The sequence below is a fragment of the Pseudomonas sp. Marseille-Q5299 genome (assembly GCF_943737035.1).
GTDB lineage: Bacteria > Pseudomonadota > Gammaproteobacteria > Pseudomonadales > Pseudomonadaceae > Aquipseudomonas > Aquipseudomonas putida_E.
Genome location: NZ_CALSFR010000001.1, coordinates 15,840 through 40,877, shown reverse-complemented (window position 1 = coordinate 40,877; position 25,038 = coordinate 15,840). Strand labels below are relative to the sequence as shown.

The following is a 25,038-nucleotide window of genomic DNA, read 5'->3' as shown; positions in this document are numbered from 1 at the left end:
GGTGAAGCTGCCCCGGAAGAAAAAAGGAGCGCATTCTACGGGGTGAAGGGGGATTGCGGTAGTGGCGCGCACGATGGCAGCAAGATCGGCGAGCATTCGGGTAATAACCTGACTTTTAGGTCAGCTGGCGCGGAAAGGGTGGGCTACAGGATACAGGCCTGCACGTACGCACAAAAAAGCCCGCCGAAGCGGGCTTTTTCAACGGGCTCAAGCAACCGGTATCAGTCGTCGCGACCCATGATGCCGAACAGTTGCAGCAAGCTGACAAACAGGTTGTAGATCGATACATAAAGGCTGATGGTCGCCATGATGTAGTTACGCTCACCGCCGTGGATGATCGCGCTGGTCTGGAACAGGATGCAGACCGACGAGAACAGCACGAAGCCAGCGCTGATCGCCAGTTGCAGGCCGCTGATCTGGAAGAAGAAGCTTGCTACTACGGCGCCCAGCAGGACGAAGAAGCCGGCGGTGATGAAACCGCTGAGGAAGCTCATGTCCTTGCGCGAGATCAGCACATAAGCCGACAGGCCACCGAACACCAGGGCCGTCATGGCGAAGGCCGAGCTGACCACCTCAGCGCCACCGGCCATGCCCAGGTAACGGTTGAGGATTGGGCCGAGGATGAAGCCCATGAAGCCGGTGAGAGCGAAGGTGGAAACCAGGCCCCAGACCGAATCACGCAGTTTGTTGGTGAGGAAGAACAGGCCGTAGAAGCCGATCAGCACGACGAAGATGTTCGGGTAGCCGACACGCATCTGCTGGGCAACGAAAGCCATGACACCGCTGAAGGCGAGGGTGAGTGCCAGCAGGCTGTAGGTGTTGCGCAGGACCTTGCTGACCTCGCGCTGCTCGACCTGTTGGCCGCTGTGTACGGCATAATCCTGTTCGCGCATGGCGACACTCCTTGGTAAACCTGTGGTTTTGGAACGTTCAGATGCTAGGAGTCTATCAGAGCTCCTGCAACCGGCGACATAGAGAGTTTGACAGCGTGTTTCATTACGGTATTATGGCGGCCGCAAAACGAGCTGGAAGCGTGGCCGAGTGGTTTAAGGCAACGGTCTTGAAAACCGTCGATGGGCAACTATCCTAGAGTTCGAATCTCTACGCTTCCGCCATATTCTCAGCAAAAGCCCCGATTATTCGGGGCTTTTGCGTTTCTGGGGTTGGGGATGCCGATAGGCGTGAGCCTTTAAGTTAAAGGCGGGAAATGCTTTGTCTACACATCTCGTGTCGTGCCTCTTTCTCAGCGCATCATGCCCAACTCGGCATCATCCATCAGCGCCTTGGCCAACGCACTCAGGTAATGCGCTGCCCAGACCATCATCGGTTTTTCATCCATCACACCGATGACCGTCAATTCCCGCACATAGCCCATCAGTTCCGAAGCTTGCTCCCGGGCATCCTGGCAGGGAATGCCGGCTTCGATGCGAAACAGTGGATGGGTCTGGTTTTCACCTTGAAAGAACGTGGTCTTGCCTACAGTGGTTTTTACGTTCGGCTCATCGCTAGTCATTGATCTCTCCCAAGCATCCAGGGCCTGGGCGGGCACCTTCGCGGGTAAGCTGCGCCCTTTGTCGCGACACCGGCCTCACTCAATGCCGCGCACCCGTGGCAGCCGGCTTGCCGGCGATAGGGCCAGCCCAGGCAACACAGGGTTGTCGACTTAGTGCAGCGTTCGCGGCTCAGTCGGCATCTGGACCTGAATCAATGCCGCCTCGAGCAGCACACGCAGCGAGTCGAGTTCATGTGTCGACGCCATCAGCAGGGCCGACGCAGGCGACCGCGGCTGAACCAGCATTGCCTGATGCGTAACGGCTAGCGCGCAGTTAGCGAAGTCTGCGGCCTGGATGAGCGTATCTTCGAGAGAGTGAAGGGTGTGGGGTGGATCAGGGACTATCTTTAACATTCCTATATCTCCAAAGGAAGCGCACCTATCCTGCTGTCAAACAGTTTGGGTGGCAGCTGTGTGCAGGTTGACAGACCGGCGGACATAGGAAGTTCCGGCGCACGCAAGCGTGCCCCACACACAGCCGCCATTGAAGGCGCTGCCTACCTACATACCGTTACGGCCTGTCAAAGCCATGTCGCTGACGTGCAGCAACAGGCCGAGACTAGAGCGCCAGCAGGGCGACCGCAACGGAAAACAGGCGGCTGAAGTATGTTTGGGAAATGGACTACAAGAAAGGGAAAAAATCTGATTTTCTGACACAAAGACAAACCGGTATCGCGCCTGGTATCCATTGGCATCTACAGTTACGCTCATTTACAGAGTTTGGGGGCTGCCAATACAGCCATTTCAATGCGGAGGCGGACGCATTTGGCGTACCGCCTGGCACGTCAGGGAATCAGTGCATCATCCCCAACTCGGCATCATCCATCAGTGCCTTCGCCAACGCACTCAGGTAGTGCGCTGCCCAGACCATCATCGGTTTCTCATCCATCACACCGATGACCGTCAATTCCCGCACATAGCCCATCAGTTCCGAAGCTTGCTCACGCGCATCCTGGCAGGGAATGCCGGCTTCGATGCGAAACAGTGGATGGGTCTGGTTTTCACCTTGAAAGAACGTGGTCTTGCCTACAGTGGTTTTTACGTTCGGCTCATCGCTGGTCATTGATCTCTCCCAAGCGTCCAGGGCCTGGGCGGGCACCTTCGCGGGTAAGCTGCGCCCTTTGTCGCGACACCGGCCTCACTCAATGCCGCGCACCTGTGGCAGCCGGCTTGCCAGCGATAGAGCCAGCCCAGGCAACACAGGGTTGTCGATTTAGTGCAGCGTTCGCGGCTCAGCCGGCATCTGGACCTGAATCAATGCCGCCTCGAGCAGCACACGCAGCGACTCGAGTTCATGGGTCGACGCCATCATCAGGGCCGACGCAGGCGACCGCGGCTGAACCAGTATCGCCTGATGCGTAACAGCTAGCGCGCAGTTAGCGAAGTCTGCGGCCTGGATGAGCGTATCTTCTAGAGAGTGAAGGGCGTGGGGTGGATCGGGAACCATCTTCAACATCGCTTATTACCTCTATGGATGCCGTCACCTCGCCGCTGTCAAACAGAAGGGTGGCAGCTGTACGTGGGTTGACAGACCGGCGGAATAAGCAAAGTTCCGGCGCACGCAAGCGTGCCCCACGCACAGCCACCATAGAAGGAAAGCCATGTGCTTAAACCGTTACGGCCTGTCAAAGCCGTGTCGCTGATGTGCAGCAACAGGCCGAGACTAGAGCGCCAGCAGGGCGACCGCAACGGAAAATAGGCGCCTGAAGTATGTTTGGGAAATGGACTACAAGAAAGGGAAAAAATCTGATTTTCTGACACAAAGACAAACCGGTATCGCGCCTGGTATCCATTGGCATCTACAGTTACGCTCATTTACAGAGCTTGAGGCTGCCAATACAGCCATTTCATTGCGGAGGCGGACGCATTTGGCGTACCGCCTGGCACATCAGGATATCAGCGCATCATCCCCAACTCGGCATCATCCATCAGCGCCTTGGCCAACGCACTCAGGTAATGCGCTGCCCAGACCATCATCGGTTTCTCATCCATCACACCGATGACCGTCAATTCCCGCACATAACCCATCAGTTCCGAAGCTTGCTCCCGGGCATCCTGGCAGGGAATGCCGGCTTCGATGCGAAACAGTGGATGGGTCTGGTTCTCACCTTGAAAGAACGTGGTCTTGCCCACAGTGGTTTTTACGTTCGGCTCATCGCTAGTCATTGATCTCTCCCAAGCATCCAGGGCCTGGGCGGGCACCTTCGCGGGTAAGCTGCGCCCTTTGTCGCGACACCGGCCTCACTCAATGCCGCGCACCTGTGGCAGCCGGCGTACCGGCGATAGAGCCAGCCCAGGCAACACAGGTTTGTCGATTTAGTGCAGCGTTCGCGGCTCAGTCGGCATCTGGACCTGAATCAATGCCGCCTCGAGCAGCACACGCAGCGACTCGAGTTCATGTGTTGACGCCATCATCAGGGCCGACGCAGGCGACCGCGGCTGAACCAGTATCGCCTGATGCGTAACGGCTAGCGCGCAGTTAGCGAAGTCTGCGGCCTGAATCAGAGTGTCTTCGAGAGCGTGGAGGGCATGGGGTGGATCGGGGACTATCTTTAACATTATCCAATTCCTTGTAAGTGCGGCGACCTCTCTGCTGTCAAACAGAAGGGTGGCAGCGGTACGTGGGTTGACAGACCGGTGGAATTGGCAAGTTCCGGCGCACGCAAGCGTGCCCACACGTACAGCCGCCATAAAGATAGCTGTATGCCAAATACCGTCGCGGCCTGTCAAAGCCATGTCGCTGATGTGCAGCAACAGGCCGAGACTAGAGCGCCAGCAGGGCGACCGCAACGGAAAACAGGCGGCTGAAGTATGTTTGGGAAATGGACTACAAGAAAGGGAAAAAATCTGATTTCCGAACACAAACAGAAACCAGCCGGACCCAGAACTGACCTTTACTCAGGGCAGCCAAAGGTACAAGCGCTGCCTCATGCCGTGTTCGCGACGCTGTTTCGTACAGCTACAGCGTCCGTAGCATCTCCCAGAACGATGCCCCTACGCCCGTGATACTTTCACCTGCAATCAACCCAGCTGCCGCTGTGATCGCAAAGCGCTCCGTGACGCTCGGCCATCGGCAGTTGACCAGCCAGGTAAGTACTGCGCCAAAACCCATCATCATCGCGATCGACGCCGGCAATATGAATGCCAGCCCCAGTGCGGCGGTACTCGGCAGCCAGCGGGCCACCCGTTGCGGTAGCAGGCTGTCCAGCGTGCCCAACAGCACGCCTACAGCGCTGCCAGCCAAAATCGCCCAGCGAATCTCCGACGACAGCGCTCCCAGCCCAACTGTCAGCGTCTGGGCCACCGCTTTCCAGGTCGCGACAGCCGGCGCAGGCCACTCCTCGGTAAGCAGCATGGCCTGCGGATCCGGTATCAGCATCAGGTAAACCAGCACGCCGACCACGCTGCCGATGAAAATACCGATGCATTGGGCAACGAGTTGCTTGTGCGGGGTCGCGCCGATCGCCAAGCCAACCTTGAAGTCGTTCATCAGGTCTGTGGATTGCCCGGCCGCGCCCCCCGCCGTGTTGGCGCTCATCAGGTTGATGGCCACCTGGCCGGGGGCGATCAAGCCGAAGCCGAGCTGCGACAGTTTGCCAATGGCGCCAATCGGTGCGATGCCGGTGGCCCCCACGACGCGCGCGGCGACGACGGCAAGGCAAATCGCCAAAGGAATGCTCAACAACGCCATCCACCAGTCGATCCCGAACAGCAGCGCCTGCAGGGCGACGACCAGAGCGACGGATAGCAGCAGGCCGGATGCAGGCCCTGGCGAAAACCGTATCCTGGCGCGCGGCGCCCGATGTGCAAGCGCATTTGCAGGCAACCGCCGTGACACTCGGAACAGACGAACTGCCAATGAAGTCAAGGTCGCACAGACCATCAGGCTAACGCCCGGCCACAACAGCCACTCCACCAGCGCGGCGAACTGGGGGCCGCTGGCGTTCGGGGCGATCACTACCAATGCGTGGTCGATCAGCCACGGCGCTAGCCCGCCCCAGGCCAGCGCGGCGCCGAACAGCAACGTCAGGCCAACTCGAATGCCGATGATGCCGCCAAAGCCGATGAGCAACAGCGAAGGATCGACAGTAAAGGTCAGGCGCTCGAGCGCAGGCGTGGGTGCCCAGCGTGGTAGCGCCCAGACGAAGCCGTCAATCCACTTCACCAGCCCTGACAGCAGCGCGGCACTGCACAGAACCTTGATGCGAGACATGGCTTCGCGCCCATGATGGTAGATCTGCTGCAGCGTTTCCAGGGTCGCCATGCCTTCGGGGAACTTCAGATCATGGTCGTTGAGCAAGGCGGGGCGCAGGTACCAGGCGATCCAGATGCCCAGGAAGCTTACGGAGAAAACCCAGGCCATCATCGGCGCCGGGTCCAGTTGGTGGCCGGTGAGCAGCGTATAGGCCGGGATCGGCGCCACCAGCCCGCCGGAAATGATGGAGGCGGCGGCCGACGCCACGGTCTGGTTGATGTTGCTTTCGTGCAGCGTCCAAACGGGCCGCTCCTTCTTGCGGCCCGCGATACCCTGCCACAGGGCGAAGCCGACCAGCAAAGCGATGATCGACATGTTGAATGACCAGCCGATCTTGAGCCCCGCATAGACATTCGATGGCGTGAGCAAAATGCCCAGCATCGCGCCGGTGAGTACAGCCCGCAGGCTCAGCTCACGTTCGATGCGAACCCTTGGGAGGGCGGCGGCTGGAGCATGTCCCATTACAAATCCCTTTCTAGATGGCGCAAGCGTTGTCTGCACAACTGAGCCCGGAAAGCCACGAAGGTTCAGTGGCAGCCAGTGTGACCCGGCTGGCAAAGAGATTTGAAAAATTTTTGGCCCGGTTTGGCTATCTGCCAGTTATTGCGGTGCGCCGATGGGTAGCGCTTTTGAAATGGACGGTGCAATGGGCGATGAGACAAGCCACTGCAAATCGTGAGCAAAAGAAAGCCCGCCGGGAGGGGCGGGCAAAGGAGCGTCTATCACGTAGGGATGGCTTTAGTCTCTGCTTGGCGCCGTGAAAATTGAGTGAAAGAAAAGTCAGTGCGATGTGACGGGCGTCATTCCCATAACGCCTGCTGCACCTGTCATCGCTCTTGGCGCTGCTGCAGCGCAGTGCCAAAACCTCTCTGGCATGAAGGGCCTGTGTGGGCTCATTCGAGCCGGGGAAAACCGACTTTCTGAAAACAACCAGGCTGAACTAAAAAGCCCGGGGCTTTCACAAGCCCCGGGCCCTTTCTTCAGCAGCAAACCACTATCAGTGGAACTGCTCTTCTTCGGTCGAACCGGTCAGTGCCGTCACCGACGATGCGCCACCTTGAATCACGGTGGTCATGTCGTCGAAGTAGCCGGTGCCCACTTCCTGCTGGTGCGCCACGAAGGTGTAGCCTTTGCTGGCGTCGGCGAATTCCTGCTCCTGCAGCTTCACGTAGGCGGTCATGTCGTTGCGGGCGTAGTCGTGCGCCAGGTTGAACATGCCGTGCCACATGTTGTGGATACCAGCCAGGGTGATGAACTGGTGTTTGTAGCCCATGGCCGACAGCTCGCGCTGGAATTTGGCGATGGTGGCGTCGTCCAGGTTCTTCTTCCAGTTGAAGGAAGGCGAGCAGTTGTACGACAGCAGTTGGTCCGGGTATTCCTTCTTGATCGCTTCGGCGAAGCGGCGGGCTTCGTCCAGGTCCGGCTTGGCGGTTTCGCACCAGATCAGGTCGGCGTACGGCGCGTAGGCAAGGCCGCGGGCGATGGCCTGGTCGAGGCCGGCGCGGACCTTGTAGAAGCCTTCACGGGTACGCTCACCGATCACGAACGGCTGGTCGTACGGGTCGCAGTCGCTGGTCAGCAGGTCGGCGGCGTTGGCGTCGGTACGGGCCAGGATGATGGTCGGTACGCCCGATACGTCAGCGGCCAGGCGCGCTGCAACCAGCTTCTGCACGGCTTCCTGGGTAGGTACCAGGACCTTGCCGCCCATGTGGCCACACTTTTTCACCGAGGCCAGCTGGTCTTCGAAGTGCACGCCGGCGGCGCCCGCTTCGATCATGTTCTTCATCAGCTCGTAGGCGTTCAGCACGCCGCCGAAACCGGCCTCAGCGTCCGCCACGATTGGCGCGAAGTAGTCGATGTAGCCTTCGTCGCCCGGGTTCTTGCCGGCTTTCCACTGGATCTGGTCGGCGCGGCGGAACGAGTTGTTGATGCGCTTGACCACTGTCGGTACGGAGTCGACCGGGTACAGCGACTGGTCAGGGTACATGGACTCGGCCGAGTTGTTGTCGGCGGCCACCTGCCAGCCAGACAGGTAGATGGCCTGGATGCCGGCCTTGACCTGCTGCACTGCCTGGCCGCCGGTCAGGGCGCCCATGCAGTTGACGAAATCTTTTTCTGGGCGGAAGGACGGGTGGGCACCCTCGGTGACCAGCTTCCACAGTTTTTCTGCACCCAGGCGGGCCAGGGTGTGCTCCGGCTGCAGGGAGCCACGCAGGCGAACGACATCGGCGGCGGTGTAGGTACGGGTCACGCCTTTCCAGCGCGGGTTTTCGGCCCAGTCTTTCTCGAGGGCTGCAATTTGCTGTTCGCGTGTCAGTGCCATGGAAATAAACCTCGTCGCATCGATCTTGGGGTAATTGTGCTGATGCTCACGAAGCGAATCAGGGGTGTGGCGGCTGTCCTGTTCGGGGGAGTGCGGCGGCGAACGCGAAGGCTCGAAGGGGGAAGGAGTTGCAGTCTGGGCGAGGGCATGCGCCGGCAGGTCGGCTCGTGGATGCCTTGCTGCGGTGCTACGCGATTGCCAGAACTGCGGTGATGCGCTTCCGTCCCTCGGGACAACTTCTTCGTTGCAGTCGCAATCCCGTCGAACCGCCTTGTGGGCCGTATAGACACGAGGTGCCTCCAAGGGTGGGAGGAGGGCGCCTCGAAGGCCCTTGCCAGGGCCCCTGATTAGCGGGAGCGAGGCCATCATGCCCTTGGGAAAAAGAGCCTGTCAAATGTTTTGTAGTGCTTTTTTGGGCTTACTACATCTTTGGTCTAATGCGACTTGCTGGTCAGTTTCAAGGCCTTTGGTCGAGGCCTTGATTTGCCTGGGATCAGTCGAGAAGGTCGACTTTGACACGTAAAGTCATGTTTTCACCCCGTTGGGTGCTGTAAGTGCGGCTTGACGGGCTGAGATCGGCCTGGCTCTGCTGGTTGAACCCAGCCAGGGTAATCCACTCACCGAGCTTGCCGGTGACCGTCGTGTCGGTACTTTGTACTTTCACTACATCAGCACGTTCATGGCTCATTCGGTCATTATTGGTGCTTATTTGCAGGCGAACGGTTTCGCCGATCAGGCTTGGGGTCACGTAGAAACCCTGGGTCACATTACGGTATTCGGTGTTGCTCTGGATGCGCCCATAGCCGTCGGTGCTGGTACTGGTGACCGGGATGCTCTGGCCGACCTGGATCAGCGCCGGTTGGCCTTCGCTGGCCTGGACCTGTTGCAGGCCACCATCCCGGTTGCTGGTGCCGTAATGGATGATGCGCGCATTGTCTCGGTTGTCCTGATAGTTGCTGTCGTTGTTGTCGACGCTGATCATCAGGCGCTTGGGCGCGGTGTCCAGCTGTTGCAGCAGGGCGCGCAGGTCGTCTACGCGTTCGGGGCTGGCAGTGACGATCAACTTGTTCTCGAAGGCGCTGACGCTACCGTCCTTGCCAATGAACGACTGGGCGGCGGGCAGCAGTTCGGCGCTGCTGCGGTGCTGCAGCGGCAGCACTTCGGTGGCGGCTTGGGCGGCCAGGCTGGCGGCCAGCAGCAGGGAAGTTAGAAAGGGGCGTAGCGCCATGTCCATGATCTCCGCAGGTGGAATCAACATGATGGCAAAATTGTGCGACTCGTGCCGGTTGTCCATCACAAGGTGTCTTTTATCCTGCTTTTATTCTATAAGATATAAATTATAGTCATCTGGATAATTCAGGATATTGCCATGAGCCTTGCCCGCCCGATCTTCCGCCGCGAACAGTTGGCTCAAGCCCTGGTACGGGACCTGGCCGGCGAATCGTTCGTCGACTACAGCTCGGGTATGTTCCTCGCTGCACCAAGGCGCACGGGCAAGAGCACCTTCCTGAATAACGACTTCATTCCAGCCTGCCTGGAGCGTGGCTGGCTGCCGGTGTATGTCGACCTGTGGTCTGACCGTGATGCCGACCCTGCCGAGTTGATCAGCGGTGCCATCGGCAGCGCTCTGGCGCGTTTTGAAAGTACCTTGGCCAAAACCGCGAAGAAGGCGGGTATCGACAAGATCAACCTGCTGCGTACGCTCAGCTGGGATTTCACCCGCCCGCAACTGCCCGCCGGTACCACGCTGGCACAGGCACTTGCGGTGCTGCATCAGGTGTGCGGGCAAATGGTGGTGCTGGTGGTGGATGAGGCGCAGCATGCCCTCAACAGCGAGGGTGGGCTGAACGCCATGTTCGCGCTCAAGGCGGCGCGCGATCACCTCAACCGGGGTGACCGCCCCGATGGCCTGCGCCTGGTGTTTACCGGGTCCAGCCGGGACAAGCTGGCCAATCTGGTGCTCAAGAGCAAGCAGCCATTCTATGGCGCCAGCATCACTGCGTTTCCGCTGTTGGGGCGGGACTTCGTCGACTTCGTGACCGGTGTCTGGAATGGCCGTCTGGCGGCCAGCAACCAGTTCAAGGCCGAGGACCTGGAGTATGCCTTTGAGCGTGTTGGCCGGCGCCCGGAGATGCTCGGCAAGCTGCTCACCGAGGTGAGTATCGGGCTGGGCGAGGCAGGCAACCTTGGCGAGCTGCTGCGCACCGGTGCGCTGAACCATCAGGCCGGAGTGTGGAGCGACTACGAAAGCGCCTGGAACGAGCTGTCTGCCTTGCAACAGGCGGTACTGGCGGTGATGGCCGAGCGCACGCTGGCCCGGCAGCCGTTCTCGCCTTTCACCGAACAGACCTTCATCGACGTCAATCGCAAGCTGGAAGAGGCTGCTGCCGAAGCCAACGCCACGACAACTAATGTGCAAAAAGCCCTGGATGCCCTGCGGGAAAAGGAGCTGGTGTGGAAGGCCAATCGCGGCGAGTACGCGCTGGAGGATGTAGCAATGGCCGAGTGGCTGGCGCGCGGCTAGGGCTGGCCCGCTCGCGGTGGTCACTGCCAGACAAATTCCGTAACATCCCGCCCTTCGTTTGTTTTCAGTACCGGCCGCCTGGCCCTGCATCACAGGACACCCATGAAACCCGCCCGACTTCGCGCCGACCTGCTCGCCGGCCTGACCACTTCATTCGCTCTGGTCCCCGAGTGCATCGCCTTCGCCCTGGTGGCGCACCTCAACCCGCTGATGGGCCTTTACGGCGCCTTCATAATCTGTACCCTCACCGCGCTGTTCGGTGGCCGCCCGGGCATGATCTCCGGTGCTGCCGGCTCGATGGCGGTGGTGATCGTCGCTCTGGTGGTGCAGCACGGTGCGCAGTATCTGCTGGCCACCGTACTGTTGGGTGGTGTGGTGATGATCCTGTTCGGCCTGTTGCGCCTGGGCAAGCTGGTGCGCCTGGTGCCGTATCCGGTGATGCTTGGCTTCGTCAACGGCCTGGCGATCGTCATCGCCATGGCCCAGCTGGAGCATTTCAAGACGGGTGAGCAGTGGCTCAGCGGCACGCCCCTTTGGCTGATGATCGGCCTGGTGGCACTGACCATGCTGGTGGTGTACGTGCTGCCAAAGCTGACCCGCGCCGTGCCGCCAGCGCTGGTGGCGATCCTCGGCGTTGGCCTTTTGGTGTACCTGCTCGACCTGCCAACCCGCACCCTTGGCGACATGGCGCACATTGCTGGTGGGCTGCCGACGCTGGCCCTGCCGGATGTGCCCTGGAACCTTGAAACGCTGAAGATCATCGCCCCTTACGCGGTGCTGATGGCCATGGTCGGCTTGCTGGAGACCCTGCTGACGCTGAACCTCACCGACGAGATCACCGAGAGCCGCGGCTACCCGGACCGCGAGTGCGTGGCCTTGGGTGCAGCCAACATGGTTTCAGGCTTGTGCGGTGGCATGGGCGGCTGCGCGATGATCGGCCAGACGGTGATCAACCTCAGCTCCAATGGCCGCGGCCGGCTGTCCGGCGTGGTGGCTGGGGTGATGATCCTGCTGTTCGTGCTGTTCCTGTCGCCGCTGATCGAGCGTATCCCGTTGGCGGCGCTGGTCGGGGTGATGTTCGTGGTCGCCCAGCAGACGTTCGCGTGGGCGTCCTTGCGCGTGCTGCACAAAGTGCCGGTGAGCGATGTGCTGGCGATCATTGCCGTGACGGTTGTCACGGTGTTCACCGACCTGGCCACGGCCGTACTGTTCGGCATCGTCATCGCGGCGGTGAATTTTGCCTGGCAGCATGCGCGGGAGCTGTACGCCGACAGCCATGAGGACGCCGAGGGGGTCAAGCATTACCAGGTGCATGGCACGCTGTTCTTCGCCTCGGTCACGCCGTTTCTAAACCAGTTCGACCCAGCGGGTGACCCGGCCAAGGTTACCTTGGACTGCCAACATGTGAGCTTCGTCGATTATTCGGCAATTGCTGCATTGAAGACCTTGCGCGAGCGGTATGCCAAGGCGGGCAAGCAGCTGCGGGTGGTGCATCTGTCCGAGCGCTGCAAGAAACTGTTGAAGCGGGCAGGCGAGCAGCACTGAGTTCTTGCGGGGGCTGTGCTGGCCCTATCGCCGGCATAGCCCTCGCGGCTTCACTCCCCGCGATTCTTCTTCACAATGCCGTCAGCAATGCTCGCCGGCGCCTCGGCATAACGGGTGAACTCCATCGTGTAGCTGGCCCGCCCTTGGGTCATAGAGCGCATCGAGGTGGCGTAGCCGAACATTTCTCCCAGCGGCACCTCGGCACGGATCACCTTGCCGGCGGGGGTCTCGTCGCCATCCTGGATCATGCCGCGGCGCCGGCTCAGGTCGCCCATGATGTCGCCTTGGTATTCCTCGGGCGTGACCACTTCGACCTTCATCACCGGCTCCAGCAACACCGCTCCGCCTTTTTGCGACAGCTGCTTGGTGGCCATGGAGGCAGCGATCTTGTAGGCCATCTCGTTGGAGTCGACGTCGTGATAGGAGCCGTCGAACACCGCAGCCTTGAGGCTGATCAGTGGGTAGCCGGCAAGCACGCCGTTCTTCATCTGCTCCTCGATGCCTTTCTGGATCGCCGGGATGTACTCGCGGGGTACCACGCCGCCAACGATCTCGTTGATGAACTCCAGGCCTTCCTTGCCTTCATCGCCCGGTGCAAAGCGGATCCAGCAGTGCCCATACTGGCCGCGCCCGCCGGACTGGCGAACGAAGCGGCCCTCGATCTCGCAGGTGTTGCGGATCTTTTCGCGGTAGGCCACCTGGGGCTTGCCGATATTGGCCTCGACGTTGAACTCACGCCGCATGCGGTCGACGATGATGTCCAGGTGCAGTTCGCCCATGCCTGAAATGATGGTCTGGCCGGTCTCCTCATCAGTGCGCACGCGGAACGAGGGGTCTTCCTGGGCCAGCTTGCCCAGGGCGATGCCCATTTTCTCCTGGTCGGCTTTGGTTTTGGGTTCTACGGCCACGGAGATCACCGGGTCCGGGAAGTCCATGCGCTCGAGGATGATCGGTTTGTCCATGTCGCACAGCGTGTCGCCGGTCGTCACGTCCTTCATGCCGATCAGGGCGGCGATGTCGCCGGCGCATACATCCTTGATTTCTGCACGTTGGTTGGCGTGCATCTGCACCATTCGGCCGATGCGCTCTTTCTTGCCTTTGACCGAGTTGAGCACTGCGTTGCCGGAACTGAGCACCCCGGAGTACACCCGGGCAAACGTGAGCGTGCCGACGAACGGGTCGGTCGCGATCTTGAACGCCAGGGCCGAAAACGGCTCGTTGTCGTCGGCGTGGCGCTCCAGGTGTTTCTCTTCGTCGTCCGGGTCGGTGCCCTTGATTGCCGGGATTTCGGAGGGCGCGGGTAGGTAGTCGATCACCGCATCGAGCATCAGCGGCACGCCTTTGTTCTTGAACGAGGAGCCAAGGATGGTCGGCACGATTTCGTTGGCAATGGTGCGCTGGCGCAGGGCGGCCTTGATCTCGTCGATGCTCAGCTCCTCGCCATCGAGAAACTTGGTGGTCAACTCATCATTGGCCTCGGCCGCCGCTTCGACCATGTGCGCACGCCATTCGTCGGCCAGTGCCTTGAGTTCGTCCGGGATTTCTTCTTCGCGGTAGGTGGTGCCATGGTCGGCGTCGTTCCAGTAGATCGCCTTCATCTTCACCAGGTCGATCTGGCCGATGAAGTTCTCTTCGCTGCCGATGGCCAGCTGGATGGGTACCGGGTGATGCCCCAGGCGCTTGTCGATCTGTTTGACCACGCGCAGGAAGTCTGCGCCTTGGCGGTCCATCTTGTTGATATAGGCCAGGCGCGGGACGTGATACTTGTTGGCCTGGCGCCACACCGTCTCGGACTGCGGCTCTACCCCGTCGGCACCGCTGAACACCACCACGGCGCCATCGAGCACGCGCAGCGAACGTTCCACCTCGATGGTGAAGTCGACGTGGCCGGGGGTATCGATGATGTTGAAACGGTACTTGTCGGCGAACTGCTTGGTCGAGCCCTGCCAGAAGGCCGTGGTCGCCGCCGAGGTGATGGTGATGCCGCGTTCCTGTTCCTGGGCCATCCAGTCCATGGTCGCGGCGCCATCGTGCACCTCGCCCATCTTGTGGTTGACCCCGGTGTAGAACAGGATGCGCTCGGTGGTCGTGGTCTTGCCGGCATCCACGTGGGCGACGATACCAATGTTGCGGTACAGCTCGATGGGCGTTGTGCGGGCCATGACGGACTACCTGCGGATGAGCGGATTCTCCCAAGGTAGCAGAGCGGGAGAATCCTGCTTTACCGCCGGGCCGTCAGTCGGCCTGGGCTTGCAGCAGCCACTGGCCGTCCACTTCGCGGGCAACGCCGCTGGCGGGCAGCAGGGCCAGCAGGCGCTCGTGCAGAGCCGCTTCGGTGAAGGTCTTGAGGGTGGTCAGGTCCAGGGCACCGACCGGGTTCAGGTCTGCCTTGGTGTACGACAGCCAGGCTTTTTTCAGTACCTGCGCCACGTCGCTGCCGGCTGTGGTGGCGAAACGGCGGTGCCATTGGCGACCATCGAGGGTGAAGCTGTGGGCGTGGGTATAGGTGCTTTCGTCGCCACCTTCGGTGCAGCGGTGGCAGCGGCACGGGCCTTCGCCGAAGGCGTTGCGCAGGTAAGCGTTGAAATCCACGACGGGCTTGAGGGTCAGGCGTTTGTCGACCTCGAACAGGTCGGCGATCAGGGGTTCTTCGGCGCTCACTCGGTGTCCTCGTGTGGTGTGGCGTGCATCGGCGGGCACCCTAACAGATCAGGGCGGGGGAGGCCATTAGAGACAACTGCGCACAGCTGCCGTACTCTACGCGCCCGCAAGCCTGCATCCAACACCGAGGTAACCCCGCTTGAGCACCCAGTTCCCGTACACCGCCACCGTCACCATCAGCGCCGAAGACCGTGGGGGCGATATCGAGGCCTCGGAAAACCCCAGCATGCGTGTTGGCCTGGAAGCCGTGACCGAAACCCTGAAGAAGGTGCATTTCGTCGGCACGCTCGCGGCTCCGGAAAAGCCGGCCACGCATATCTGTGTGACGCTGGAGAACGGCCTTACCTACTACGGCCCGATCGTCAACGGCCACGCCGAACTCGAAGGCGGCTGGATCGCTTTCGAGTCCGACATGCTCACCCCGGAAGAACTGGGCCTGTAAGCCTCAGTTCAACTCGACCAGGCACTGCTCGAAGATGTTCAACCCTTCTTCGAGCACCTCGGCTTCGATGGTCAGTGGCGCCAGCAGGCGAATGATGTGTCGCGCCTTGCCGCTGGGCATCAGCAACAGGCCTTTTGCCCTTGCTGCATCCATGACCTTGGCCAACTGAGCGGGTGCAGGGCTGCCGTCTGCATTGACGAACTCTATCCCGCGCATTGCGCCGACGCCTGTCAGGCGCCCGATGAACGGGAAGCGTTGCTGCCAGCGTTCAACCCGACGGACGATGGCCTGCTCTTGGCGCTCGCCCCATGTGGCGACGTTCTCATCGGTCATCTGCGCCAGGCTCGCCAGCGCCGCTGCACAGGCAATCGGATTGCCCGAATAGGTTCCGCCGAGGCCGCCCTTGGGCAGCGCCGCCATCAACCCCTGGCGCCCGACCATCGCCCCCAGCGGCATGCCGCCGGCGATACTCTTGGCCAACAGCAGCAGGTCTGGCTCGATGCCCAGCCGCGGGAAGGCGAAGCGCTGGCCGGTGCGGCCGAAACCCGACTGGATCTCGTCGATGATGATCAGGATCCCGCGCTCGTCGCAGAAACAGCGCAACGCCTGGGCAAAGGCCGGGTCCAGGGCGAGGAAGCCACCTTCACCTTGCACGGGCTCCAGGATGAACGCCGCCACGTCCTCTACTGCCAGCTCGACGCTGAACAGGCGATCCATGGCCTTGAGCGCCTGCTCGCAGGTGACGCCGGTGTCGGCGCTGGGGTAGGGCAGGTGGTACACCGGCCCCGGCAGTTCACCGACCCGTTGTTTGTAGGGGGCGACCTTGCCGTTGAGGTTCAGGGTTGCCAGGGTGCGGCCATGAAAGCCGCCATCGAAGGCGATGATGGCGCGCTTGCCGGTGGCACCGCGGGCGACTTTGAGGGCGTTTTCCGCCGCTTCTGCGCCGCTGTTGGTAAGCATGCCGGCCAGCGGGTAGCTGACCGGCACGAACGCGCGCAGGCGCTCCATGAGCTCCAGGTAAGGGCCGTGAGGCGCCGCGTTGAAAGCATAGTGGGTCAGGCGCGTGGCCTGGGCCTGGATGGCCGCGACCACGGCCGGGTTGCAGTGGCCCAGGTTGAGCACGCCGATGCCGCCGACGAAGTCGATGTAACGTTTGCCGTCGGTATCCCAGACTTCGGCATTACGGCCATGGGAAAGTGTAATCGGATGAACGATGGCAATGGATTGGCTGATACTTTCCAGATTCATGGGCACGCGGACCTTGTTCGAGTTTCTTAATATCGAAGCGCGCCGAAGTGTTGTTCCGCAAACGAATTATTCGATTGCGTTCATTCCCTGGATTCGCGAACTTGGTCAATCTCCCTCTGCCACGCGTTCACCAATCCACTGCACGAAGGCCCTGATCTTCGGCACCTCTGCCGCATGCTCGGCATGGGCGATGAAGTGCCGGCCATTGCTCGCCACCGGGTGGTCCCACGCCACTACCAGCTTGCCTTCGCTCAACTCCTCGGCCACCAGATAGCGCGGGATCAGGGCGATGCCGCAACCGGCGATGGCCGCACGGATGCACAGGTAGAACGTGTCGAAGCGCGGCCCGTGGTAGCTGTTCTGGCTGTGCAGGCCCAGCCCCAGAAACCATTCGTGCCAGGCCTCCGGGCGTGATGCGCATTGCAGCAAGCGGTGTTCGGTGAGGGCTTGGGCACTGTCGAAGCGGTGCCTGGCCTGTAGCTGCGGGGCGCACACCGGCACCACCTCTTCGCTGAACAGTTCGATGCAGGTCGCCCCTGGCCAGGTGCCCTGGCCGAAAAAGAAGGCGATGTCGGCCTTGGCCTGCACCAGGTCGAACGGCTCCAGTTCGTTGCGGATGTCCAGGTGGATGCGCGGGTAGCGGTCACCGAAGCCTTTGAGCCTGGGCACCAGCCAGCGCGCACCGAAGGTGGGCTGGGTGGCGATGCGCAGCACTTCGGTTTCGTCGCCATAGCTGAGGATGTAGCGGCTGGAAATGTCGATCTGGTTAAGGATCTTGTTCACTTCGGTCAGGTACAGGGCGCCCGCCGGCGTCAGGTGCAGGCGCCGGCGAATGCGCTGGAACAGCGAGTGCGCCAGCATTTCTTCAAGTTGCGCGACCTGCTTGCTGACGGCGCTCTGGGTCAGGTGAAGTTCCTGTGCCGCCCGGGTGAAGCTCAGGTGGCGGGCGGCCGCTTCGAAGCACTGCAGGGCGGTAGTCGAGGGCATCAGGCGTTTGGACATGGCAGGCGCGTACCGAGCAAAAAAGGAAGGAGTTCATTCCATATTGGAATCATGTGCTTCGAAAAGGTCGTTTGTTGACCTCGCCCTATAGATTAATACTGACCTGGATCAACGATTACAACCGGTACTGCGAAGAGGAGGCAAGTGCACCGCCGGCGACTTCAAAACAAGAAAAAAGAACATCACGACTTACAAGAATTCTGCTCCAACTTTTTCAGCCGTCCCTGCGGCGGCCGACCCATTCGAGGGTTCTCCATGGCTTCGCTAGAAAACAAGAAACAGCGTTCCCTGCAGCACGGCCTGACCTCCCGTCAGGTGTCGATGATTTCCATTGCCGGCATCATTGGCGCCGGCCTGTTCATCGGTTCCTCCAACGCCATTGCCACCGCTGGCCCGGCCATTCTCATCTCCTACGCCATGACCGGCCTGCTGGTGTTGCTGGTGATGCGCATGCTCGGCGAAATGGCTATCGCCAACCCCAACAGCGGCTCCTTCTCCACTTACGCCTCCGAGGCCATCGGCCCCTGGGCAGGGTTCACCATCGGCTGGCTGTACTGGTGGTTCTGGGTGCTGATCATCCCGGTCGAAGCCATCGCCGGGGCTGACATCCTGCATGCCTACTTCCCGGCGGTACCGTCCTGGCTGTTCGCCTTCCTGATCATGTTCTTGCTGTCGGGCACCAACCTGGTCAGCGTGAAGAACTTCGGTGCGTTCGAGTACTGGTTTGCCCTGGTCAAGGTAATCGCGATCATTGCCTTCATCGTGGTCTGCAGCCTGGCTGTGTTCGGCTTCTGGCCGCTGGCCGAAGTCTCAGGGGTGAGCCGGCTTTGGGACAGCGGCGGGTTCATGCCCAATGGCTTCGGTACGGTGCTCGGTGGCGTGCTGATCACCATCTTCTCGTTCTTTGGCGCCGAGATCGTCACCATTGCCGCTGACGAGACCGCCAACCCGAAAGACAAGATTCGCCGCGCCACCAACCTGGTGGTGTACCGCATCGCGATCTTCTACCTGGCCTCGATCTTCCTGGTGGTGTCGCTGGTGGCCTGGAACGATCCGCAACTCAAGGCCGTGGGCTCGTTCCAGCGGGTACTTGAGGTGCTGAATGTGCCCGGGGCGAAACTGCTGGTCGACCTGGTGGTGCTGGTGGCGGTCACCAGTTGCATGAACTCCGGCCTCTACACTGCTTCGCGGATGCTGTATTCCCTGGGTGCCCGCGGCCAGGCACTGAGCATGACCAAGCGTATCTCCGGTGCCGGCGTGCCGACGGTGGCGGTTATCCTCTCGACCCTGGCAGGCTTTGCCGGCTGCTTCGTCAACTACGTATTCCCCGGCAAGGTGTTCGGCTTCCTGCTGTCGACCACCGGTGCGATTGCCTTGCTGGTGTACCTGGTGATTGCCGTCTCGCAGCTACGCATGCGGGCCCGGGCTGATCGAGAGGGGCGGCCGCTGGAGTTGAAGATGTGGTTGTTCCCCTGGCTGACCTGGCTGGTGATCGGCACCATCGTGATGGTACTGGGCTACATGCTGTTCAGTGATGCGTACCGTTATGAGACGCTGATGACGGCCGGGGTGACGTTGTTCATCGTGCTGGTTTCGCTGACCCAGCGGCGTGCCAGGGCGGTGGCGCAGCCTGCCTGACCCTTGCGGGGCGCTTTGCGCCCCGCATTTTCATTGGCCCATGCCCAACGCGGCGCTACCATGCAGCTTGCATCCCTTCCCATTCCAAAAAGCACAGGAAGCGTATGACCGAACAAGCTCTCTCCCTGCAGGCGCTGGCCGCACCCGACGGCATTTGCTACGGCTGCGGCGTTGCCCACCCCAGCGGCCTGCATGTGCAGAGCCATTGGGACGCCGACGGTATCCATCTGCTGTGCCGTCACACGCCCGACACCACCTTCACCGGCTGGCCGGGGCTCGTCTACGGCGGCCTGCTGGCGATGCTGGTCGATTGCCACTCCAACTGGGCTGCCATGGCTTACCACTACCGGGCCGAAGGGCGTACCCCCGGCAGCCTGCCGCGTATCGACTGTGTCACCGGCAGCCTGGGCCTGAACTACCTCAAGCCCACACCCATGGGGGTCGAGCTGCTGCTCAAGGCGCGTGTGGAAGGTGAAGTCGGACGCAAGACACGGGTAGTCTGCGAGGTCTGGGCGGGGGATGTGCTGACCGTCTGCGCCGATTCGGTGTTCGTCCGTGTGGATACCGACAAGCTCAAGCTCAAGGCCCATGGCCAGGTGAGCTGAGGACGGCAGGTGGTGGTCAGCCGCCCATGATGTTACTAAAGTGACAGGTCCATTCCCCTGGCACAGGTTGACCATGACCGATCTCAGCGCATTTCCCGTTACCCGCAAATGGCCTGCGCAACACCCCGAGCGCCTGCAACTGTACTCGCTGCCTACGCCCAATGGCGTCAAGGTATCGATCATGCTGGAGGAGATCGGCTTGGCGTACGAGCCGCACAAGGTCAGCTTCGAAACCGACGACCAGCTGAGCCCTGAATTCATCTCGCTCAGCGCCAACAACAAGATCCCGGCGATCCTCGACCCCGATGGCCCTGGCGGCCGGCCTTTGCCGTTGTTCGAGTCGGGCGCGATCCTGCAGTACCTGGCGGAAAAGAGCGGGCAACTGCTCAGCCGTGACCCGGCGACCCGCTACCAGACGCTGCAGTGGCTGATGTTCCAGATGGGCGGCATCGGGCCGATGTTCGGCCAGGTCGGGTTCTTCCACTTCTTCGCTGGCAAGGAATACGAAGACAAGCGCCCACGCGACCGCTATGTCAACGAATCCAAGCGCCTGCTCGGCGTGCTGGACCGGCACCTGCAAGGGCGGCAGTGGATGGTCGATGAGTACAGCATCGCCGATATCGCCATCTTCCCTTGGGTGCGTAACCTGGTGGAGCGCTATAACGCAGGTGAGCTGGTCGGCTTCGATGAGTTCAATAACGTGCAGCGCGTGCTGGCCAGCTTCCTTGAGCGCCCCGCTGTTCAGCGGGGGCTGAAAATTCCGGGCTGAGGCAGCAATGGGGCGTGACCTCGGCCACTGAATTACCTAGGCTTCAGGCGACAGGCCAATGCAGGAGAGCCCCATGACCCGCTGTAAGTGCGAGCTGCCCGGCCACCGTTGGTTGTGCACCTGGACGGTGTGTGATGCCCATTGAGCTGATACCTGCCACCGACGCCCACCGCACCTTCGCCCGTGACCTCACGCGTCGGGCCATGCTGGCGTACTACCGGGAGTTTGATCTGTTGTGGATCGAAGAAGCGTTCGATCAGGCCTGGGATTGGCGGGAGCAGTGGCTGGTCGTAGACGGGGACCGCGTGCTGGGCTTCTGCAGCCTCAGCAAGGACCGCCAGGCATTGTTCATTCGCGAGCTGCACCTGCTGCCTGAGCATCGCGGGCAAGGGGTTGGCAGTTGGGTACTGCAAGCGCTGGCCGCCAAGGCGGCGCAGCTGAGGCTGCCGTTGCTGCGCTTGATGGTGTTCAAGAGCAACCCGGCGCGGCGGCTGTACCGGCGCGAGGGGTTCGTCGAAATGGGTGAGGATGAGTGTTTTGTGCGTATGCAGAAGGTGATCGGCTGATCTTTGCAGATCAAGCTTGCGGCCCTAGGTGCTGGCTCAATACTGGCTTGCGACCCCGGCGTGCGATGGGCATAGTGACCGAGCAGTCTGCAAGAGCCCACAGGGTTGTGAGCAGTATCCGACGATGGCTAGGGAAGCAGGAGAAACATCAGTATGAATGGGCTCGGTCCGCGTCTTAGGGAAGAGCGTGAACGGCTGGGGATGACCCAGCGGGTGTTTGGTGATATCGGCGGCGTCGAACCCAATGCCCAGGGCAAATATGAGAGTGGCGAACGCACACCGAGGGTCGATTACCTGGCTGCCCTGGCGGCTAGAGGAGTCGACGCGCTCTATGTGCTCAGCGGTGTGCGCACCCCGGCGCCGCTGGAAAGCCTGACGGCGGATGAAACCGGTTTAGTGGCTGCGTTCAGGCGCCTGGCGGCCGACGACAAAGCGGCGTTTGCGCATTTGTTGGAGCGCCTGATGGGCGATGGAGGCCGAAGTGATGCGATGCGGCCACAGTGGCGTGAGCGTAGGACATTTCCTAAGGAAGTTTTGCGCTAGGCCCGTCTTGAAAAATTTTGTTAAGGTGGCGGGATCCAATCGCCCTGTTGACGAGGTGTCTGCTTGATTAGGGTCCTAGTGGTCGATGACCACGATCTGGTGCGAACCGGTATTACACGCATGCTGGCCGACATCGACGGCTTGCAGGTAGTGGGGGAGGCGGACTCGGGCGAGTCGGCGCTCAAGCTGGTCCGGGAGCTCAAGCCGGATGTCGTGCTGATGGACGTCAAGATGCCTGGCATTGGTGGCCTTGAGGCTACCCGCAAATTGTTGCGCAGCCACCCTGACACCAAGGTGGTGGCCGTGACCGTGTGTGAAGAAGACCCGTTCCCCACGCGCCTGATGCAAGCCGGGGCGGCCGGCTACCTGACCAAAGGCGCGGGGCTGGACGAGATGGTCCAGGCCATCCGTCTGGCGTTTGCCGGGCAGCGTTACATCAGCCCGCAGATTGCCCAGCAACTGGCGCTCAAGTCGTTCCAGCCGCAAGGTTCGCCGTTCGACGCCCTGTCGGAGCGGGAAATCCAGATCGCCCTTATGATCGTCGGTTGCCAGAAGGTTCAGCTCATCTCGGACAAGTTGTGCCTGTCGCCCAAGACCGTCAATACTTACCGGTATCGGATCTTTGAAAAACTCTCGGTCACCAGCGACGTCGAACTGACCTTGCTGGCCGTTCGCCACGGTATGGTCGACGCAAGCCTCTGAACCTCATGTCCCAAGTCTTTGATGCCAGCGCGTTCCTGGCGACCTGTAGCGCTCGCCCGGGCGTCTACCGGATGTTCGATAGCGAGACTCGGCTGCTCTATGTGGGCAAGGCCAAGAACCTCAAGAAGCGTTTGGCCAGCTATTTCCGCAAGACTGGCCTGGCGCCTAAAACCGCTGCGCTGGTGGGGCGCATCGCCCAGGTCGAAACCACCATCACCGCCAATGAGACCGAGGCGCTGCTGCTCGAGCAGAACCTCATCAAGCAGTGGCGGCCGCCGTACAACATTCTGCTGCGCGACGATAAATCCTACCCGTATGTGTTTTTGTCCGACGGCCAATTCCCACGGCTGGGCATTCACCGTGGCGCGAAAAAAGCCAAGGGGCGCTACTTTGGGCCATACCCCAGCGCCGGAGCCATCCGCGAAAGCCTCAGCTTGCTGCAAAAAGCCTTCTCGGTGCGCCAATGCGAGGACAGCTACTACGCCAACCGTACCCGCCCATGCCTGCAGTACCAGATCAAGCGCTGCAAGGGGCCGTGTGTGGGGCTGGTCGACGCAGAGGAATATGCCGAGGACGTGCGCCATTCGGTGATGTTCCTCGAGGGCCGCAGCCAGCAACTGGGCAATGAGCTCAATGCCGAGATGGAAAAGGCCGCGATGGCCCTGAACTTCGAGAAGGCAGCCGAACTGCGCGACCAGATCGCCTTGCTGCGCCGGGTTCAGGACCAGCAATATATGGAAGGCGGGTCCGGTGATGTGGATGTGGTCGCCGCCTTCGTCAACCCCGGTGGCGCCTGCGTGCACCTGATCAGCGTGCGCGGTGGGCGGGTGCTGGGCAGCAAGAACTTCTTCCCGCAGGTAGGTATTGAAGAAGAGGTGGCCGAAGTGATGGCCGCCTTCCTGTCCCAGTACTATTTAGGCAATGCCGAGCGCGAATTGCCGGGTGAGTTGATCGTCAACGTGGTGCACGAGGACTTCGCTGCCATCAGCGAGGCGCTGCAAACCCTGCGCGGCCGCGAGCTGACCATCAGCCACCGCGTGCGCGGCACCCGCGCCCGTTGGCAGCAACTGGCGGTGACCAACGCCGAACAGGCGCTCAATGCTCGCCTGGCCAACCGCCAGCACATGGCTGCGCGGTTCGAGGCCCTGGCCGAGGTGCTGGGCCTGGACGAAGTGCCCCAGCGCCTGGAGTGCTACGACATCAGCCACTCCAGCGGCGAGGCCACGGTAGCCAGTTGCGTGGTATTCGGCCCTGAAGGCCCGCTCAAGTCCGATTACCGTCGCTTCAACATCGAAGGCGTGACCGCTGGCGACGACTACGCGGCCATGCACCAGGCCCTGACGCGCCGCTACGGACGTATCAAGGACGGCGAGGGCAAATTGCCTGACGTGCTGCTGGTTGACGGCGGCAAGGGCCAGCTGAACATGGCTCGCGAAGTGATGCAGGAGCTGGCGTTCACCGACCTGACCCTGCTCGGCGTGGCCAAGGGCGTGACCCGCAAGGCCGGTTTCGAGACCCTTTACCTGAATGACGTAGCTCACGAGTTCACCCTCAAGGGCGACAACCCGGCGCTGCACCTGATCCAGCAGATCCGCGACGAAGCCCACCGTTTTGCCATCACCGGCCACCGCGCCCGCCGCGGCAAGGCCCGCCGAGTGTCCAGTCTGGAAGACGTTGCCGGGGTAGGGCCCAAGCGCCGTCGCGACCTGCTGAAACATTTCGGCGGCCTGCAGGAGCTCAACCGCGCCAGTATCGATGAAATCGCCAAAGCCCCCGGCATCAGTAAAAAGCTTGCCGAGTCGATTTATGCCAGCCTGCATAGCGAGTAGAATGCCGGGCTCAACCCGCAGCCAGTCGTACCGATGAATATTCCAAATCTGCTCACCGTTCTACGCGTCCTGCTCATTCCGATCTTCATCTTGCTGTTCTATATGCCCTATCACTGGAGCTATATGGCCGCCAGCACGGTGTTTGCCATCGCCGCCGCCACCGATTGGCTGGACGGCTATCTGGCCCGTCGCCTGCAGCAGAGCACGCCGTTCGGCGCGTTCCTAGACCCTGTGGCCGACAAGCTGATGGTCGCCGTAGCCCTGGTGCTGCTGGTGCAGGTGCACGCCAACTTCTGGCTGACCCTGCCGGCCGCCGTTATCATCGGCCGCGAAATCGTCGTTTCGGCCCTGCGCGAGTGGATGGCTGAACTGGGGGCGCGGGCGCATGTGGCGGTGTCCAACCTCGGCAAGTGGAAAACCGCAGCGCAAATGCTGGCGCTGATCATCCTGCTGGGCAATCCGCCACTGGTGACCTTCTGGGTGATTCTGGGCTACGGGTTGCTGCTGGTTGCCGCTGCGCTGACGCTATGGTCCATGGCCCATTACCTGCTGGCCGCCTGGCCGCACCTGCGTGAAGGTTCGGAACAAAAATAAAACTTTTTTGAATCAAGGGGTTGACGCCGTTTTAGATATCGCTAGAATGGCACCCATCACGACGCGGGAATAGCTCAGTTGGTAGAGCACGACCTTGCCAAGGTCGGGGTCGCGAGTTCGAGTCTCGTTTCCCGCTCCAAATTCGATCCTCAGTGCGTCGCTGGGATCACAAAAAAGAGGCCTAAGGGCCTCTTTTTTTGTGCCTGCGATTTGGCAGGTTACCTGCGTGCCGGCGACAGC

The 25,038-nt window shown here is 61.3% G+C and carries 25 protein-coding genes and 2 tRNA genes; 13 read left to right on the top strand and 14 right to left on the bottom strand.

Annotated elements, in window-relative coordinates; translation table 11 throughout:
* Positions 1-221: 221 nt before the first annotated feature.
* Positions 222-893, bottom strand: a complete 672-nt coding sequence (locus NGJ21_RS00195; protein ID WP_012315235.1) for a Bax inhibitor-1/YccA family protein — start codon at positions 891-893, stop codon at positions 222-224.
* A gap of 134 nt (positions 894-1,027) precedes the next feature.
* Here NGJ21_RS00195 and NGJ21_RS00190 point away from each other — a divergent pair.
* Positions 1,028-1,115, top strand: a tRNA-Ser gene (locus NGJ21_RS00190).
* 128 nt (positions 1,116-1,243) lie between these two features.
* On the opposite strand, the gene NGJ21_RS00185 is transcribed toward NGJ21_RS00190, so the two are convergent.
* The 9 genes from NGJ21_RS00185 to NGJ21_RS00145 form a co-directional block, all read right to left on the bottom strand.
* The gene (locus tag NGJ21_RS00185) at positions 1,244-1,513 is read right to left on the bottom strand and encodes a DUF3077 domain-containing protein (protein WP_012315232.1); all 270 of its coding nucleotides are present in this window, start codon (positions 1,511-1,513) and stop codon (positions 1,244-1,246) included.
* 150 nt (positions 1,514-1,663) lie between these two features.
* Positions 1,664-1,906, bottom strand: coding sequence for a hypothetical protein (locus tag NGJ21_RS00180; protein WP_231386172.1), 243 nt, complete (start codon positions 1,904-1,906; stop codon positions 1,664-1,666).
* 439 nt (positions 1,907-2,345) lie between these two features.
* The gene (locus NGJ21_RS00175) at positions 2,346-2,615 is read right to left on the bottom strand and encodes a DUF3077 domain-containing protein (RefSeq protein WP_012315234.1); all 270 of its coding nucleotides are present in this window, start codon (positions 2,613-2,615) and stop codon (positions 2,346-2,348) included.
* Positions 2,616-2,765: 150 nt separating this feature from the next.
* Positions 2,766-3,008, bottom strand: a complete 243-nt coding sequence (locus tag NGJ21_RS00170) for a hypothetical protein (RefSeq protein ID WP_174142238.1) — start codon at positions 3,006-3,008, stop codon at positions 2,766-2,768.
* Positions 3,009-3,448: 440 nt separating this feature from the next.
* The gene (locus NGJ21_RS00165) at positions 3,449-3,718 is read right to left on the bottom strand and encodes a DUF3077 domain-containing protein (RefSeq protein ID WP_012315232.1); all 270 of its coding nucleotides are present in this window, start codon (positions 3,716-3,718) and stop codon (positions 3,449-3,451) included.
* Positions 3,719-3,868: 150 nt separating this feature from the next.
* The gene (locus NGJ21_RS00160) at positions 3,869-4,111 is read right to left on the bottom strand and encodes a hypothetical protein (protein WP_046788353.1); all 243 of its coding nucleotides are present in this window, start codon (positions 4,109-4,111) and stop codon (positions 3,869-3,871) included.
* Positions 4,112-4,511: 400 nt separating this feature from the next.
* Positions 4,512-6,269, bottom strand: coding sequence for an OPT family oligopeptide transporter (locus NGJ21_RS00155; protein WP_251961876.1), 1,758 nt, complete (start codon positions 6,267-6,269; stop codon positions 4,512-4,514).
* A 535-nt stretch (positions 6,270-6,804) separates the two neighbouring features.
* A complete protein-coding gene (aceA, locus tag NGJ21_RS00150; protein ID WP_012315229.1) occupies positions 6,805-8,130 on the bottom strand; it encodes an isocitrate lyase in 1,326 nt (441 codons plus the stop codon).
* 493 nt (positions 8,131-8,623) lie between these two features.
* On the bottom strand, positions 8,624-9,358 hold the full coding sequence (locus NGJ21_RS00145) for a secretin N-terminal domain-containing protein (protein ID WP_251961875.1): 735 nt from the start codon (positions 9,356-9,358) through the stop codon (positions 8,624-8,626).
* A 141-nt stretch (positions 9,359-9,499) separates the two neighbouring features.
* On the opposite strand from NGJ21_RS00145, the gene NGJ21_RS00140 reads away from it, so the two are divergent.
* A complete protein-coding gene (locus NGJ21_RS00140; RefSeq protein ID WP_251961676.1) occupies positions 9,500-10,654 on the top strand; it encodes an ATP-binding protein in 1,155 nt (384 codons plus the stop codon).
* Positions 10,655-10,756: 102 nt separating this feature from the next.
* On the top strand, positions 10,757-12,199 hold the full coding sequence (locus tag NGJ21_RS00135) for a SulP family inorganic anion transporter (RefSeq protein WP_115274354.1): 1,443 nt from the start codon (positions 10,757-10,759) through the stop codon (positions 12,197-12,199).
* 50 nt (positions 12,200-12,249) lie between these two features.
* Here the strand turns inward: NGJ21_RS00135 and fusA are convergent, their stop codons facing one another.
* The gene (gene fusA / locus NGJ21_RS00130; protein ID WP_046785674.1) at positions 12,250-14,361 is read right to left on the bottom strand and encodes an elongation factor G; all 2,112 of its coding nucleotides are present in this window, start codon (positions 14,359-14,361) and stop codon (positions 12,250-12,252) included.
* A 73-nt stretch (positions 14,362-14,434) separates the two neighbouring features.
* Entirely contained in the window at positions 14,435-14,860 is a 426-nt protein-coding gene (locus tag NGJ21_RS00125) for a hypothetical protein (RefSeq protein ID WP_046785675.1), read from the bottom strand.
* 139 nt (positions 14,861-14,999) lie between these two features.
* Between NGJ21_RS00125 and NGJ21_RS00120 the strand changes: the two genes are divergently transcribed.
* Positions 15,000-15,302, top strand: a complete 303-nt coding sequence (locus tag NGJ21_RS00120) for a hypothetical protein (RefSeq protein WP_012315223.1) — start codon at positions 15,000-15,002, stop codon at positions 15,300-15,302.
* A gap of 3 nt (positions 15,303-15,305) precedes the next feature.
* On the opposite strand, the gene NGJ21_RS00115 is transcribed toward NGJ21_RS00120, so the two are convergent.
* Positions 15,306-16,550 (bottom strand): 2-aminoadipate transaminase, encoded by a 1,245-nt coding sequence (locus tag NGJ21_RS00115; protein ID WP_251961675.1) that lies wholly within the window; start codon positions 16,548-16,550, stop codon positions 15,306-15,308.
* A 105-nt stretch (positions 16,551-16,655) separates the two neighbouring features.
* Positions 16,656-17,552, bottom strand: a complete 897-nt coding sequence (locus NGJ21_RS00110) for a LysR substrate-binding domain-containing protein (protein ID WP_012315221.1) — start codon at positions 17,550-17,552, stop codon at positions 16,656-16,658.
* Between the two features lie 255 nt (positions 17,553-17,807).
* Here NGJ21_RS00110 and NGJ21_RS00105 point away from each other — a divergent pair, with 255 nt between their 5' ends.
* The 9 genes from NGJ21_RS00105 (at position 17,808) to NGJ21_RS00065 (ending at position 24,937) form a co-directional block, all read left to right on the top strand.
* Positions 17,808-19,190 (top strand): amino acid permease, encoded by a 1,383-nt coding sequence (locus tag NGJ21_RS00105; RefSeq protein ID WP_119687444.1) that lies wholly within the window; start codon positions 17,808-17,810, stop codon positions 19,188-19,190.
* Positions 19,191-19,294: 104 nt separating this feature from the next.
* Positions 19,295-19,795, top strand: a complete 501-nt coding sequence (locus NGJ21_RS00100) for a PaaI family thioesterase (RefSeq protein WP_174142236.1) — start codon at positions 19,295-19,297, stop codon at positions 19,793-19,795.
* Positions 19,796-19,868: 73 nt separating this feature from the next.
* Positions 19,869-20,564, top strand: coding sequence for a glutathione S-transferase N-terminal domain-containing protein (locus tag NGJ21_RS00095; protein WP_174142235.1), 696 nt, complete (start codon positions 19,869-19,871; stop codon positions 20,562-20,564).
* 134 nt (positions 20,565-20,698) lie between these two features.
* Positions 20,699-21,130, top strand: a complete 432-nt coding sequence (locus NGJ21_RS00090; protein ID WP_174142234.1) for a GNAT family N-acetyltransferase — start codon at positions 20,699-20,701, stop codon at positions 21,128-21,130.
* Between the two features lie 153 nt (positions 21,131-21,283).
* Positions 21,284-21,673, top strand: coding sequence for a helix-turn-helix domain-containing protein (locus NGJ21_RS00085; RefSeq protein WP_012315216.1), 390 nt, complete (start codon positions 21,284-21,286; stop codon positions 21,671-21,673).
* Positions 21,674-21,736: 63 nt separating this feature from the next.
* Positions 21,737-22,375: a response regulator transcription factor GacA gene (gacA, locus tag NGJ21_RS00080; protein ID WP_012315215.1), complete on the top strand. Its 639-nt coding sequence runs from the start codon at positions 21,737-21,739 to the stop codon at positions 22,373-22,375.
* A 5-nt stretch (positions 22,376-22,380) separates the two neighbouring features.
* Complete coding sequence (gene uvrC, locus NGJ21_RS00075) at positions 22,381-24,204, top strand: excinuclease ABC subunit UvrC (RefSeq protein ID WP_012315214.1); 1,824 nt, start codon at positions 22,381-22,383, stop codon at positions 24,202-24,204.
* Positions 24,205-24,237: 33 nt separating this feature from the next.
* Positions 24,238-24,798 carry a CDP-diacylglycerol--glycerol-3-phosphate 3-phosphatidyltransferase gene (gene pgsA / locus NGJ21_RS00070; RefSeq protein ID WP_174142233.1) on the top strand — a complete coding sequence of 187 codons (561 nt, stop codon included), beginning with the start codon at positions 24,238-24,240 and terminating at the stop codon, positions 24,796-24,798.
* A gap of 63 nt (positions 24,799-24,861) precedes the next feature.
* A tRNA-Gly gene (locus tag NGJ21_RS00065) sits at positions 24,862-24,937 on the top strand.
* Positions 24,938-25,038: the final 101 nt, after the last annotated feature.